We start from the raw sequence: 14359 nt of genomic DNA, 5'->3' as shown, positions 1-14359 counted from the left end.
GGCTGTCGTAATGACGAAGCGTCGGCTTGAAGGACGGATCGCGGTGGTGACTGGCGGGGGTCGGGGTCTTGGCCGCTCCTATGCACTTGCGCTGGCCAGGCACGGAGCATCCGTCATCGTCAACGATCTCGGTGCCGATCTCCACGGGCAAGGGCGCGACGTATCCCCCGCCAACGCGGTCGTCGCCGAAATCATCGCGGACGGCGGCAAGGCGATGGTGAGCGGCCACGACGTCGCGGACTGGAGCGAGGCCCAGGCGCTGATCGGGATGGCCGTCGAGACATTCGGCGGGCTCGACATCCTGGTGAACAATGCCGGCATCCTGCGTGACCGTCTGTTCGCGAACATGTCCGAAGACGAATGGGACGCCGTCATCCGTGTCCATCTCAAGGGCCATGCGGCGCCGGCGCGCCACGCCATGGAATATTGGCGCAACGAGACCAAGGCCGGCAGACAGGTCGCCGCGTCGATCGTGCACACGACCTCCCTCGCCGGGCTGGTCGGGAGTTTCGGCCAGGCAAACTATGCGTCGGCGAAGCTCGCGGTAATCGGCCTGTCGCGCACGCTTGCGCTTGAAGGCATCAAATACGGCGTGCGCTCCAACGCCGTTTCCCCTTCGGCCCGCACGCGCATCGAGACATCGCTGCAAGCGCCGCCAGACGGTGTGTTCGACGTCTTTTCGCCCGACAATGTTTCGCCACTGATCTGCTGGCTTGCGCTGGAAGACTGTCCAGCGACCGGACAGGTTTTTCAGGCCTATGGCAATCGTATCGAGGTGATCGCGCCAAGCGCCATCGAGATCGATCTGCGCACGGATGGGCGCTGGCAGATCGAGGATGTCGAGAAGGCGTTGAACCACAGACTACCCAAGCTTCCGCAACTGGGTGATTTCGTCGAAGGACTCCCGTTATGAATTCAGGCTCCCCGGGGCACCTCAACACCAAGGCTCCGCCCATAGGCATGTCACGTGACTCCGAGGAGTTCCGTACCAGCAGCCACAGGCTGGCGCAGTTCGCACGCTCGGTCGATGACGAAAACCGGCGGCATCTGGCAGGTGAATTCGCGCCGCCCGTTTTCTCCCATGTGCCCGTCATGCAAAGCATGGTCGAGGTGCTGGACAAGCTGACCAGCGACTTCGTCCTGCACGGCGAGCACGATTTCTTCTTTCATGCGCCGATCGTGCCCGGACAGCGGCTGTTCACCGCCTCGACGCTGACGAACGTGCGCGGCACCCGTGCCGGCACCACCTTCGTCATTCGTTCCGAAACCGTGACGCATGACGGCAAGGCGGTCTGTACCCAGTACAGCACCTGCCTTGTCCGTGGAGAACCTTCCGATGCGGTGCATGGCGAGACGCCGCCTGCGCGACCGGTGATCGCAAGGACGCAAGGGGCCTCGGCGCGATACGGCCTGACGCCCGACCAGACCCGCCGCTATGCCGATGCGGCGCGTGATTATTCCGCCTACACGATCGATCCGGCCGTCGCGGCCAAGGCCGGATTTCCGGCACCGATCGTGCACGGAATGTGCACCTTGTCCTTCGCCGCCCGCGCGGTCGTCGACGACCATTGTGGCGGGCAGACGCCGAGGCTGAAGCGGCTCGGCTGCCGCTTCGCCCATCCGCTTTTCCTGACGCCCGGCCAATCGATCGCCGTCGACCACTGGGCCGGACAGGACGGGCTTGTCGGCTTCGAAGCCTCGGACTCCGCCGGCAACATCGTGATCAAGAACGGCTACGCACAGGTGTCTTCATGAGCGGCCCGATCGTCACACAAGCAGCTCGCATGGAACTCGGCATCTCCAACATTCCGCCGCGACCATCGACCTGGATCAGGCATGAGAACGTCGCACCGGAGTGGAGCGGCGTTCCCCATCAGACGGTCATCGAGATCGTCTCCAAGGGCTGCCTTGAAGATCCCGAGCGCCCCGCGATCATCATCGATGGCGGACCGATCATGACACGGCGAGAATTCCTCGATCGCTGCCAACGATTTGCCGGATATCTGAAACCCCATGTCAAGGCTGGCGACCGCGTCGTCATCATGCTCGACAACCGGCTCGAATTCATGATCGCGCTGTTCGGCATCATCGCCAACCGCTGCACCATGGTGTCGATCGCACCAACCGCGATGCAATACGACGCGGGCCACATCGTGACGGACGCCGCGCCGACGGTGGCGATCGTCGGCAAGCCGCAACTGCCGATCATGGAGGCCGTGCGCGGCAATTCGCCGGCACTGCGCCACATCGTGCTGGTCGAAGGCGACGAACCGGACGGCCTTGCGGCGTATGAAAACGCGGCCGAGCCCCTGGATTTCGCCACGGTCGAATGCAAGCGCGAAGACATCATCACGGTCTACTATACATCCGGTACGACCGGCGCGCCGAAAGGCTGCATGCTGCATCACGGCTGGTGGCTACGCGTCATCGACGTCGACCTTCGACTTTTCCGGCGCGGCTGGCAGGACCGGCAACTCTGCTGCCTGCCGTTCTATTACGCGGATCCCGCGATCCAGCTTCTCACCTCGCTCGCCTCGCGCGGCACGATGGTCGCGATGCGCCGCTTTTCCGTATCGCGCTTCTGGGATGTGGTGACGACCTATGACGCCACCGAAATCCTGTCCATCGCATCCATTCCCGCGTTGCTGATGAAAGGTGAGCCCGGACCGGCCGAACTGGACCATCGCATTCGGCTAGCAATCCATGCCGGCCTGCCCAAGGAGCTGCATGCCGAAATGGTGAAGCGCTATGGCTTCCACTGGCACAACCAGTATGGCAGCACCGAGGGTGGCGTGATGAGCCGCGTGCCCAACCACATGGCCGACGAACTCATCGGCACCGGCACGATGGGCGTCGAGCCGCCGGGCGTGACTATCCGCCTCGTCGACGACGACGACAATGACGTTGCCGAAGGCGATGCCGGCGAATGCCTGATCGGTGGACCGGATCTCTATGCCGGCTATCTCAACCGGCCGGAGACCACGGCCGAGGCCAATCGCGGCGGCTGGTATCATTCGGGGGATGTGGCGCGCCGCGACGAGCGCGGTCTGCTCTACTTCGTCGGCCGCAAGAAGGAGATCATCCGCCGCTCTGGCGAGAACATCTCCGCGGCCGAACTGGAAGGCGTCCTGCGCTCCCACCCCAAGATCATAGACGCGGCGGTCGTACCCGTGCCCGACGAGCTTCGCGGCGAGGAGGTAAAGGCATACGTTCAGGTGAGACCGGGCGATGACCTGTCTCCCGAGACGATCGTCGAGTTCTGCCGGGCCAATCTGGCGGCCTTCAAGATCCCGCGCTTCATCGAGATTCGCGACACCGACTTCGAGCGAACCCCATCGATGCGCGTTCACAAACAGTCGCTGCTCAAGGAAAAGCCGGACCTGCGCGTCGGATCGTGGGACCGGGAGACCGGGAAGGTGCAGATATGACGGCACCTCCCGAACCCGGCGTCCCGCAGCCCTGCGACCTGCTGATCACCCACGGTTATATCCTGACCATGGACAAGCAGCGAACGGTCTATCCGGACGGTGCGGTCGCGATCGTGGGAAACAGGATTGTCGCGGTCGGCACGACCAACAAGATCGAAACCGAATGGACCTCCAGCAGCAAGATAGACGCGGCCGGCGGCGTGGTGCATCCGGGCTTCATCGACGGACATTATCACGCGGGCCTGCATCTCAGCCGCGGTTCGATCACCGACAATCCCAATCCACCCAGGGAGGAAGGCGGCGCCGGGACCGGCGTGTTCACACGCTGGATGAACGCCGTTGAGGACGAAGACGAATACGCCAGCGCCCTGATGGCCGCCGCCGAAATGGCGCGCAATGGCTTCACCGGCTTCGTCGATGCCGCAACCAGCTATTCGCCGGACGCCATCGTCGAGGGTGCGCGGGCCGTCGGCATCCGCTGCTCGGTTTCCGACTGCATGCTGTGGGATATCGTCGGCGGCGAGCCGATGGCGGCCGATATTCCCCGCGCACCATGCGATGCGAAAAGGGCGCGCGAGGGACTGGGTGGCCAATTGAAGCGCAACTCGGACGAGGACGGTTTGGCGCGCGGCCACGTCGCCTTGTATGGCTGCGGCAGCGCCTCCGAGGAATTGATGCAGGAGGCGAAAGCGCTCGCCGATCGCAGCGGCGCGGTCTTTCACCAGCATCAGAATCTGATGGTGGCGGATGCCGACTACGACAAGACACGCTTCGGCAAACCGGCTCTGGTCCATTTCGCCGAAAAGGGCCTGGTCGGCCCCAACAGCTTCTTCACCCATATGAACATTCTCGAGCCGAGCGAGGTCGACGCAATATCGGCGACCGGCATGGGGCTGGTCTGGCATCCCGGCAATTTCATGTATTACGGCATCTCGCAGACCGGCCGGAGCCGCTTCCCGGGCCTGCACAAGTCGGGCACCTCGATCGCCTTCGGAACCGACATCGCGAAGGCATGGGCGTTCGGCGATCTCGGCTTCATCGCCTATCTCGTCAGCCGCGAATGGGGCGAGTATCTGCCGTCGCAGTCGATCCTGGAAATGTTCACGCTTGGCGGCGCGCGCGCGCTCGGACTGCCTTCACAACTCGGCAGCATCGAGGTCGGAAAGAAGGCCGATGTCGTCGTGCGCGGCAACGATCTGCCGGACGCCCAGCCCAATGTCGACGTCGTGCGGCAGCTCGTGCTCGTTTCGCGAACCAAGGCGGTCGACACAGTCGTCTGCAACGGCGAGATGATCGTGCGTCATGGGCGGCTGGTGAAACTCGACGAAAGCGAGATCTACAGGCTGGCAAGACACTCCGCCGAGCGTGTGGCCAAGCGCGCCGGCATCGCGCAACGAACCGTCTGGCCGCTTGTCGCATGAGGCACTGAACAGTGATCCGCCGCAACCGAACCTGAAACCCAAGGCAAGATGACCCTCGTCCGATTCTCCAACGTCACGAAATCATATGGCCTGGTCAGGGCCATCGACGATGTTTCGGTCACGGTGAATTCCGGCGAGTTCACGACGATCCTCGGGCCCAGCGGTTCCGGCAAGACGACGATGCTGTCACTGATTGCGGGGATTTCGGTCCCGACGTCAGGCCGCATCGAGATCGGCGACCGCGAAATCACCTTCGTGGCTCCGGCGCAGCGCAACATCGGCCTTGTGTTCCAAAGCTACGCGCTCTTCCCGCACATGACGATCTTCGACAATGTCGCCTTTCCCTTGCGCGTGCGCGGCGTGGGGGCCTCCGAACTCCGCGACCGTGTCTCTGACGCGCTGCGGCTTGTCCGGCTGACGGATTTCGGATGGCGAAAGCCGCACCAATTGTCGGGCGGCCAGCAGCAACGGGCGGCGCTCGCCCGCGCGGTCGTGTTCCGGCCGGACATCCTGTTGCTGGACGAGCCTCTGGCCGCCCTCGACCGCAAGCTGCGCGAAGAGGTCCGATCCGAAATCCGCGACCTGCAGCGCAGCCTCGGCATCACGACCATCATGGTGACGCATGACCAGGAAGAGGCGCTGTCGATGTCGGATCGCGTCGTCCTGCTTGCCAACGGCCGGGTCGAGCAGACCGGAACGCCCAGCGAAATCTATCATCGGCCGACAACGCGTTTCACCGCCGGCTTTTTAGGCATGGCGAACTTCCTCGAAGGCAGGTTGCGGGCGCACAACGAGATTGTCGGCGACGACGGCAGCCTCTTCCCGTGCGATGCGCCGGCCGGACGGGTGCGGGATCGCGTCTGCGGCATGATCCGTCCGGAAGACATCCGCGCCGACAATGACAGCGGTTTCATCAACGGTACGGTCAGGGACGTCGTCTTCCTCGGCGAGACCGTCCGTTACGACGTCGAACTCGATAATGGGCGCCGCATGAAGGCAAGCCTGGCGGGTTCGCGCGGACCGAAGCCCGAAGGGTCCAAGGTGTGGCTCTCATGGGATCCGGCGAGCGTCTGGATATTGCCTGAGGGCACGGGAGGTGTCGCAGCGCAATAGAAGTCGCCGTGACAGAGCGGCTCGATCTCATTCCATCTCTGTCGATCCAACCGGAACAAAGGTGATGAAAATGAAAAAACTACTGGGGAACATCTCACTTGTTTGTGCCATCGCGTTGATCGCCTCGACGCAGTCCATGGCGCAGACCAGGGAACTTCACATCATGAATTCTGGCGGCGAGTATGGCGATGCGCTCGACAAATGCGTCAACGGCCCGCTTCTCAAGGACGCCAACATCAAGGTGATCACCGAGACTCCCGGCGGTTATGCAAAGATCGCCGCGCAGGCGAAATCCGGCGTCATCACCAACACGGTGACCGACGGCTCGACCGGCGACATGTACCGGCTGGCCGCCGAGGGCCTGCTCGAGCCTATCGACTGGGCGAAGCTCAATCCCGAGCCCATGTTCGACGAAGCGAAGAATGCCAACGGCTTCGGGGCCAGCTACTATTCCACGATCATGGCCTGGCGCAAGGACGCCAAGGCACCGCAGAACTTCGTCGACTTCTTCGACACGGAAAAATTCCCCGGCAAGCGGGCGCTGCCGGACTATCCCGAATTCGTTCTTGCCTTTGCGGCCATGGGCGATGGCATGACGCCCGAGGAGGTGCAAAAGGGTGTCGACCTCGATCGCGCCTTCAAGACCCTGGAGCGGATCAAGAAGGATACGATCTGGTGGCAGTCGGGCGCACAGCCAGCCCAGTTGCTGAAGGACAACGAGGTCCAGTACGCAATCGCATGGTCGGGCCGCGTGCTCGGTCAGGAAGGCGTGGAGTCGACCTACAATCAGGGCATGCTCGACATCTCGTGGTGGATGGTGGCCAAGGGCATCTCGGACGAACAGCGCGACATGCTCTACGCCTGGATGAAGGTGCAGAGCAACGCCGAGGTACAGAAGTGCATACTCGACTTCTTGCCCTATCCCGGTCCAAGCCCGCAGCTCGAGAAGATCGTGACACCTGAAGTGCTCAAGACCTTCCCGACATCCGCCGAGAACAAGAAGGTCCAGTGGCTGATCAATGGCCAATGGTGGTTCGACCACGCCGCCGAGGTCGAGAAACGCTGGAACGAGTTCAAGTTGGCGCAGTGACGAAGACCGCCGCGAAGTCATCCATGTCCGATGCTTCCATCGCCCTCGAGGACGCGACGACCCGAAAGGTCGCCGCGCCCTTGCGCTCGTCTTTCCGCTCGAAACTCGATCTCGTCGTGCTCCTGGCACCGATGGCGCTGCTCATCCTGGCGGTCTTCGATCTTCCGTTGCTGAACACCGCCTACTGGAGCATCGACGATTCGAAGACCGGCACGCTGACCACCCAGTTCTATCGTGATTTCGCGCAGTCGAACGTCTATTCCCATGTCATCTGGCGCACGCTCGTCGTGGCGCTGGAGGTGACGATCGTCACGGTACTGCTCGGCTATCCCCTCGCCTATTGGACAACCAGGCTGCGGCCTCGCCTGCGCATGCTTGTGCTCGGCACCGTCGTCATGACCTTCTGGGTCTCGATCCTGGTGCGCACCTATGCCTGGATCGTGATCCTCGGCAATGGAGGGCTCGTCAACAAGACGTTGCTCAGCCTCGGGCTGACCACCGGCCCCGTCGAATTCCTCTACAATGAGATCGGCATCCTGATCGGCATGGCGAACGTGCTGCTGCCTTTCCTCGTCCTGCCGCTCTATGCGGCGATGATCAAGGTCGACGGGCGGCTCATGCAGGTGGCCGAAACGCTCGGTGCCAGCCGCACGCGGATCTTCTGGCAGATTTTCTTCCCGCAGACGCTTCAGGCGCTTGCCGCTTCCGCCATTCTCATCTTCATTCTCAGCCTCGGCTTCTACATCACGCCGGCGGTTCTCGGCGGCGGTCGTTTTCCATTGATCTCCAACATGATGGACCTGCTCATCAATCGCTTCGCGCAATGGGAAATCGCGGCGGTGATCTCGGTGGTGCTGATGACGATCACGCTTTCGCTCTATGCCGTCTACCAATGGCTTCGCGAGCGAGGTCAGGCATGAAGCGTACTTCCTTCTCCGATCTCTGGCTTGGCGTTGTCGGATCGGCCGTCCTGATGTTCCTTTGCCTGCCTGTGCTGATCGTTGCGCCGATGTCTTTTTCGGACGCGAAATCGCTGGAGTTTCCGCCGGCGGCGCTGTCGCTGCGCTGGTATGAGAGCCTGTTCGGCAATCCGGTCTGGATCGAGGCGGGTACGAATTCGCTCGTTCTCGCCACGCTTTCCAGCAGCATAGCGCTCGTCTGCGGAACGCTCGCTGCCTATGTCCTGGTACGCGGCGATTTCCGGGGCAAGCGCCTTCTCGAGGCGAACTTCATGGCGCCGATGATCCTGCCCTCCATCATCACGGCGGTCTCGCTCTACATCTTCTTCGCGCGGATCGGCCTGCTCGGCACGTTCTTCGGCCTCGTGCTCGGCCATACGATCCTGGCGGTGCCTTACGTCATTCTGATCATGCAGGCGGCGTTCAGGAGCTTCGATGTCCGCATCGAGCAGGTGGCGGCAACGCTCGGCGCCTCGCAGCTTCAGATCCTGACGCGGGTCGTGCTGCCGAACATGGCGCCTTCGGCGGCGGCGGCGTGGATATTCTCCTTCGTCATGAGCTTCGACGAGGTGGTGGTGACGCTGTTCATCGCGGGAACCCACATGACCATCCCGAAACGAATGTTCAACGAGTTGGTCATACAGATCAATCCAACGATTACGGCCGTTGCGACGCTGCTGATTGCCTTCAATATTCTGGCGCTGGCGGCGCTCTTGCTGCTCACCCGCCGCAACAGGGCCTTGCGGGAAGGCATGACATGATCGTGGCCGGCGATATTCTGGAAGAATGGGATTTCGTTGTCGAGGCCGGCAAGGTCCGCGAGTTCGCGCGCGCGGTACAGGATGTCCATTCGGAGAATGCCGACATTGCCCCGCCGACCTTTCCCGTGGTCGCCTCGGCGGATTTCGTGGAGAGACTGATCACCAGCATGCTCGGCCTCGATCGCTCGCGAACGGTCCACGGCGAACAGGATTACGAGTATTTCGAGCCGATGAGATCCGGCGACCGGCTTCGCTGTCGTGCTCGCATGATGAGCGACGAGACCAAGACGGGACGCCGCGGCGGGTCGATGCGGGTGATAACGACCGAGGTCGAATTCATGTCCGCGGCAACCGGCAATCTGGTTTGTCGTGAGACCATGACAACGATCGAAAAAGCGGCGATCGAAAAGGCAGGAGAGCAGGCGTGACGCTCCGGCCGCGCGAACCCGTCGTCTACGGCCCGCTGACACGCAGCGACCTTGTTCGCTATGCGGGCGCGTCGGGTGATTTCAATCCACTGCACCACGACCATGAGTTCGCGGCAAAAGCCGGACTGCCAGACGTCATGGCGCACGGCATGCTGTCCGCCGGATTGTTGGCCTCCGCGCTGACGAAGTGGTTCGGGCCTGGCAGTGTCCGCCGCTATACGGTTCGCTTCCGCAGCCCCGTGTGGCCGGGCGACGTGTTGACTGCTCATTGCAGATCCATCGATGTCCTGGCGGGAGGGAGCGGTGGGCAGACAGCGGACCTGGTTGTCGAGTTGCAACGAGGCAATGGCGACGTGGTTCTTTCGGGAACCGCACGCGTGCTGACCGGGAACATTGTTGGCGATGCGCCTCGGGCATGTTCAGAGCAAGCGCGCACGGCGCGCGAGAAAAATCAGGAAGGTACATGATGACCGTCAGCGCCATATCCGTGCGGCCCGCACAGGCCGAAGATCGCGCGGCCTTCCTGAACATGTGGCGTGACTTCGTCTCGCTCGCGCCGGGCGAGCCCGGCAATCATGCCATGGGCGAGCGCAACTGGGGCCGGATCATGGACCCCGCCTCAGGCCTTCGCTGCATTGTCGCGGTGGACGCGCAAGACGTACCCACAGGCTTCACGCTCTTCCTCGCCTTCCCCTTCACCTGGAGCAATGGCGACGCCTGCTACCTGCAGGACATCTATGTGGTCGCCGAGAGCCGCGGCCAGGGCATAGCCCAGGCGATGATCGCCCACCTTCGGCAGCTCGGGTTGGATGCCGGCTGGTTCAAGATCTTCTGGATGACCCAGTCGGACAACCATGCGGCCCAGCGCCTCTACGACAAGGTGGCCAAGCGCATGGATTACCTGCGCTATGATCTGAATGTGTGCGATCCGTGAGCGCTGCGAGGCACAGCTGACGAGGGGTCGGATCCGCTATTGAAAGCAGGCGCCGGAATGGCGAGAATGAGCATCAAGAGATCGAACAGGGCGACCCAGACCTAACAGAACCAAACCGAAGAAATCGATGAACATCTGGCAGAATCAGGATCTCTTCTCCGCGAGGCTTCGCGAAGCCTGTGCACGCCATAAATCGATCTCGAAGGTCTGCCGCGATCTTGGAATAAACCGCCAGCAATTCAACAAATACCTGTCGGGGTCCTCGTTTCCCTCGGCAAACAATCTCGTCCGCATCTGCGGCTATCTGGATATCGACGGCTACGGCAGCGGCTTGGCGACATCGTCGAGGCGTCAAGCGCCGGGCGGTCACGGCATCTCGGGTCAATTGCTGCTGGGATCTTTCCTGGAGCGGATAAACGAAGCCAATCCCGATGCGCGCCGCAGGATCGAGCGTTATGTGGGCTACTACCATTCCTATTATCTGTCGCCTGCCCATCCGGGGCAGATTCTCAAATCCATTTCGCGCATCCATGAGAAGCACGGGCTCTTCTTCGACAAGACACTGGAGCGGATAGTCGACAGAAACGACCCTTACAAAAAACTGCGTTCCCTGCACAAATACAATGGCGATGTATTGCATACGAATGATCGCCTCTATGTGCTGCACCAGACTATCGGCATCCATCAAACCCTGTCGATGGTGGCATTCTATCCATCCTATTCTCCAACCCCGCGGATTCTGTCCGGTGTCTTCGTCTCGGTATCAAGCGGGCCTGGACGCCAGCCTTTCGCGTCGCGTGTCGTCTATGAATATTGCGGCATCGCTCCTGATTTGCGCAGGATGATCTCGGCTTGCGGGCTTTACCCGGTTGGCAGCGGCGAGATCAGCGACGAGATCGCCAAACGGCTGGACAACCATGTCGATGCGCACGACACCGTGCTGCGCGCCATGGAATACTAATCGCCTATTCCAGTCTTCCCGCGACCCTTCGCTTGTTTGAGCGAGTGTGAGCGAGCGAATTGCGCCGACTAGCGAAATTGTGCGGCGCACACGCATTCGATACCGTCCGATCAGCAACTGACCTCGACTGGAAGGGTATCACTCACCATGACCGCGCGACCGCGCATCGCCATCGCCGGATTGCAGCACGAAACCAACACGTTCGCACCATTCGGCGCGTCTTACGGCGACTTCGTTCGTGCCGATGGCTGGCCCGAAATGACGACCGGTGATGCTATTCTCGATGTCTTCTCGCCGCTGGCCATCCCGATTGGCGGCTTCATCCGCGCCGCGCGCGATACGTGTGACTTCCTGCCGCTCGTCTGGGCCTCCGCCGAGCCCTGCGGCTTCGTCACCGACGACGCGTTCGACCGCGTATCGACGATGATCTGCGAGGGCATTGCGCGAGCCGGCAGCCTGGACGCCGTTTATCTCGACCTCCATGGCGCGATGGTCGTCGAATCCCATGAGGATGGTGAAGGCGAGCTCTTGCGCCGCATCCGGGCCATTACCGGGCCCGATCTTCCGATCGTCGCAAGCCTCGACCTGCACGCCAATGTCACCGCCGCGATGGTCGAACTGTCGGACGCGATCGCGCTGTACCGGACCTATCCGCATATCGACATGGTGGAAACCGGCCAGCGCACCTATGCGCTCCTGCGGCAGCGGATCCAGCACGGCAAACCGTTTCTCAAGGCATTTCGCAAAGCGCCTTTTCTTGTGCCGCTCGCGGCACAATGCACTGATCTTGAACCTTGCCGGGGCCTTTACGCCGGCCTGCCGGACGCGCCGGCCGGTGGCGTCCTGAATGTCGACCTCGCCATGGGCTTTCCGCCGGCCGACATTGCCGAATGTGGGCCGGCGATCGTTGCCTACGGAACCGGTGAGGCCGCGGTGACGGCCGCCGCCGACGAGCATTTCGGCCGGCTGCTTGCGGCCGAGCCCGTGTTCGAAGCTCCCATGCTCAGCCCCGCGGCGGCAGCCGGCTACGCGGCCGTGCATGGCCGCAAGGGCACGCCGATCGTGCTCGCCGACGTTCAGGACAATCCAGGGGCCGGCGGCACATCCGATACTGTGGGATTGTTGCGCGCCATGGTCGACGCCGGCCTACGTGACAGCGCGCTCGGGCTGTTGTGGGACCCCGAAGCGGCACAAGCGGCGCACGATGCCGGCGTCGGAGCCGAGATCGATCTCGTGATTGGCGGCCGCTTCGGCTACGATCCGGAACCCTTCGCAGCAACGGTGCGTGTCGAAGCGCTTTCCAACGGAACCTTCACTTGTCACGGCGCCATCCTTGGCGGCGTCACCGTGTCGCTCGGGCTCATGGCGCGCCTGCGCATCCTTGACGAAAAGTCGAATGTCCAGGTCGCGGTCTGCAGCATCCGCTACCAATGCCTTGATCAGGGCCTGTTGCGCGCCGTCGGCATCGAGCCAACCGAACAGGCTGTCATCGCGGTCAAGAGCACCATCCATTTCCGCGCCGATTTCGAACCGATCGCCCAGGAAATCATCATGGTCGAGGCTCCTGGAGCGAATTTCTGCCGGAACGATCAGGTCGTCTACAAGAACCTGCGTCCCGGGGTGCGGCTCAGCCAAGGGGGTTGAGCCAAGCCATCCGCCATCAACGAAGAATGGGAGACAACAATGAGACGCATGTTCCTGGGACTCTGCCTCGCGGCTGCGATGCTGTCGGTGCCCGCGCTTGCCGATACGCCCGCCAACACGCTGGTGGTGGCCAAGGCCATCGACGATATCGTGACGATGGATCCAGCCGAGATCTACGAGCTATCGAATTCCGAAATCGCGGTGAATGTCTATGACCGCCTGATGGGCCTCGAGATTGGCGACATGAAAAAGCTGGTGCCAAAAGTGGCCGAAAGCTATTTGGTCAGCGATGACGGCAAGACCTTCACCTTCAAACTGAAATCGAATTTGAAGTTTCATTCCGGCAACCCGGTGACCGCCGAGGACGTCGCATTCTCGCTGCAACGTGTCATTCTGCTCAACCTGACACCCGCCTATCTGTTTCAGGGCCTCGGCTGGACCACCGACAACGTCAAGGACATGGTCAAGGCAGTCGACGCGTCGACCGTGAGCATCACTGTCTCGGAAAAATACGCGCCGACCTATGTCCTCAACCTCATGAGCACGGTGACCTCATCGATCGTCGACAAGAAGGAGGCGATGGCGCATGAAAAGGACGGAGATCTCGGCCATGCCTGGCTGAAGACCAACTCCGCCGGCTCGGGCGCCTACAAGATGCGTTCCTGGAAGGCAAACGAGTCCGTGGTACTCGAGGCCAATCCCGGCTTTCGCCTTGGCGCGCCCAAGATGGAACGTGTCATCATCAGGCATGTGCCCGAAGGCGCCACCCAGCGTCTGCTCATAGAAAAGGGCGACATCGACATCGCGCGCAACCTGACACCCGACCAGATCAAGGGCATTGAAGGCAACACCGACCTGGTGGTCGGCACCTTCCCCAAGGCAACGATCTACTATCTCGGCCTTAGTCAGAAGGTGGAGGCCCTGAGGAACCCGAAGGTCCAGGAAGCGCTGCGCTGGCTTATCGACTACCAAGGCATGGCGGACTCGTTCCTGAAAGGCCAGCAGCTCGTGCATCAATCCTTCTGGCCCGCCGGCTTCTACGCCTCGCTGGAAGACAATCCCTACAAGCTCGATCCTGCCAAGGCGAAAGCACTGCTTGCCGAAGCGGGCTACCCGAACGGCTTCGAGATCGGGCTCGACGCCGGTAACACCCAGCCTTTCACCGGCATCGCCCAATCGATCCAGTCGACGTTCGCGCAAGCCGGCGTGAAGGTCACGATCAACGCCGCCGAGATCAAGCAGGTGCTGACCAAGTATCGGGCTCGCCAGCATGACATGATCTACATGTACTGGGGACCGGATTATCTCGATCCGAACGCGAACGCCGACAGCTTCGCCAACAACCCCGATAACAGCGATGCCTCGACCTCGAAGCCGCTTGCCTGGCGCAACAGCTGGGATATCCCGGATATCTCCAAGGAGACGCGTGCGGCACTTCAGGAAGGCGACATCGAAAAACGCAAGGCGATGTATCTTGACCTGCAGACCAAGCTGCAGAAATCCGGCCCGTTCATCAATATGTTCCAGGAAAGCGAACAGACGGTCATGCGCAAGAATGTGAAGGGCTTTTTCTCGGGACCGAACGCCGACCTGGTATTCTACTATGACGTGACCAAATAA

Annotated in this window: 14 protein-coding genes; all 14 read left to right on the top strand. The window is 61.8% G+C overall.

The window, feature by feature from the left end:
• Positions 1–10 precede the first annotated feature (10 nt).
• Entirely contained in the window at positions 11–913 is a 903-nt protein-coding gene (locus EB231_RS13265) for an SDR family NAD(P)-dependent oxidoreductase (protein WP_172349197.1), read from the top strand.
• Positions 910–1755 (top strand): MaoC/PaaZ C-terminal domain-containing protein, encoded by an 846-nt coding sequence (locus tag EB231_RS13260; protein WP_206681912.1) that lies wholly within the window; start codon positions 910–912, stop codon positions 1753–1755. Before EB231_RS13265 ends, EB231_RS13260 begins: the two co-directional genes overlap by 4 nt.
• On the top strand, positions 1752–3428 hold the full coding sequence (locus tag EB231_RS13255; RefSeq protein ID WP_172349195.1) for a class I adenylate-forming enzyme family protein: 1677 nt from the start codon (positions 1752–1754) through the stop codon (positions 3426–3428). Before EB231_RS13260 ends, EB231_RS13255 begins: the two co-directional genes overlap by 4 nt.
• Positions 3425–4849: an amidohydrolase family protein gene (locus tag EB231_RS13250; RefSeq protein WP_172349194.1), complete on the top strand. Its 1425-nt coding sequence runs from the start codon at positions 3425–3427 to the stop codon at positions 4847–4849. Before EB231_RS13255 ends, EB231_RS13250 begins: the two co-directional genes overlap by 4 nt.
• 48 nt (positions 4850–4897) lie before the next feature.
• Positions 4898–5962 carry an ABC transporter ATP-binding protein gene (locus tag EB231_RS13245; RefSeq protein WP_172349193.1) on the top strand — a complete coding sequence of 355 codons (1065 nt, stop codon included), beginning with the start codon at positions 4898–4900 and terminating at the stop codon, positions 5960–5962.
• A 70-nt stretch (positions 5963–6032) separates the two neighbouring features.
• The gene (locus EB231_RS13240) at positions 6033–7052 is read left to right on the top strand and encodes an extracellular solute-binding protein (protein WP_172349192.1); all 1020 of its coding nucleotides are present in this window, start codon (positions 6033–6035) and stop codon (positions 7050–7052) included.
• Positions 7053–7075: 23 nt separating this feature from the next.
• Positions 7076–7972, top strand: a complete 897-nt coding sequence (locus tag EB231_RS13235) for an ABC transporter permease (RefSeq protein ID WP_172349191.1) — start codon at positions 7076–7078, stop codon at positions 7970–7972.
• Positions 7969–8772: an ABC transporter permease gene (locus tag EB231_RS13230; RefSeq protein ID WP_172349190.1), complete on the top strand. Its 804-nt coding sequence runs from the start codon at positions 7969–7971 to the stop codon at positions 8770–8772. Before EB231_RS13235 ends, EB231_RS13230 begins: the two co-directional genes overlap by 4 nt.
• Positions 8769–9200, top strand: coding sequence for an FAS1-like dehydratase domain-containing protein (locus EB231_RS13225; protein ID WP_172349189.1), 432 nt, complete (start codon positions 8769–8771; stop codon positions 9198–9200). Before EB231_RS13230 ends, EB231_RS13225 begins: the two co-directional genes overlap by 4 nt.
• The gene (locus tag EB231_RS13220) at positions 9197–9667 is read left to right on the top strand and encodes a MaoC/PaaZ C-terminal domain-containing protein (protein ID WP_172349188.1); all 471 of its coding nucleotides are present in this window, start codon (positions 9197–9199) and stop codon (positions 9665–9667) included. Before EB231_RS13225 ends, EB231_RS13220 begins: the two co-directional genes overlap by 4 nt.
• A complete protein-coding gene (locus EB231_RS13215) occupies positions 9664–10134 on the top strand; it encodes a GNAT family N-acetyltransferase (RefSeq protein WP_172349187.1) in 471 nt (156 codons plus the stop codon). The genes EB231_RS13220 and EB231_RS13215 overlap by 4 nt, the downstream gene beginning before the upstream one ends.
• Positions 10135–10261: 127 nt before the next feature.
• Positions 10262–11095: a helix-turn-helix domain-containing protein gene (locus EB231_RS13210; protein WP_172349186.1), complete on the top strand. Its 834-nt coding sequence runs from the start codon at positions 10262–10264 to the stop codon at positions 11093–11095.
• A 147-nt stretch (positions 11096–11242) separates the two neighbouring features.
• Complete coding sequence (locus tag EB231_RS13205) at positions 11243–12739, top strand: M81 family metallopeptidase (protein WP_172349185.1); 1497 nt, start codon at positions 11243–11245, stop codon at positions 12737–12739.
• 39 nt (positions 12740–12778) lie between these two features.
• Positions 12779–14359, top strand: a complete 1581-nt coding sequence (locus EB231_RS13200; protein ID WP_172349184.1) for an ABC transporter substrate-binding protein — start codon at positions 12779–12781, stop codon at positions 14357–14359.

This window comes from Mesorhizobium sp. NZP2298 (genome assembly GCF_013170825.1).
Classification (GTDB): domain Bacteria; phylum Pseudomonadota; class Alphaproteobacteria; order Rhizobiales; family Rhizobiaceae; genus Mesorhizobium.
The sequence above is the reverse complement of the archived record's forward strand: the minus strand, read 5'-3'. Positions and strand labels throughout refer to the sequence as shown.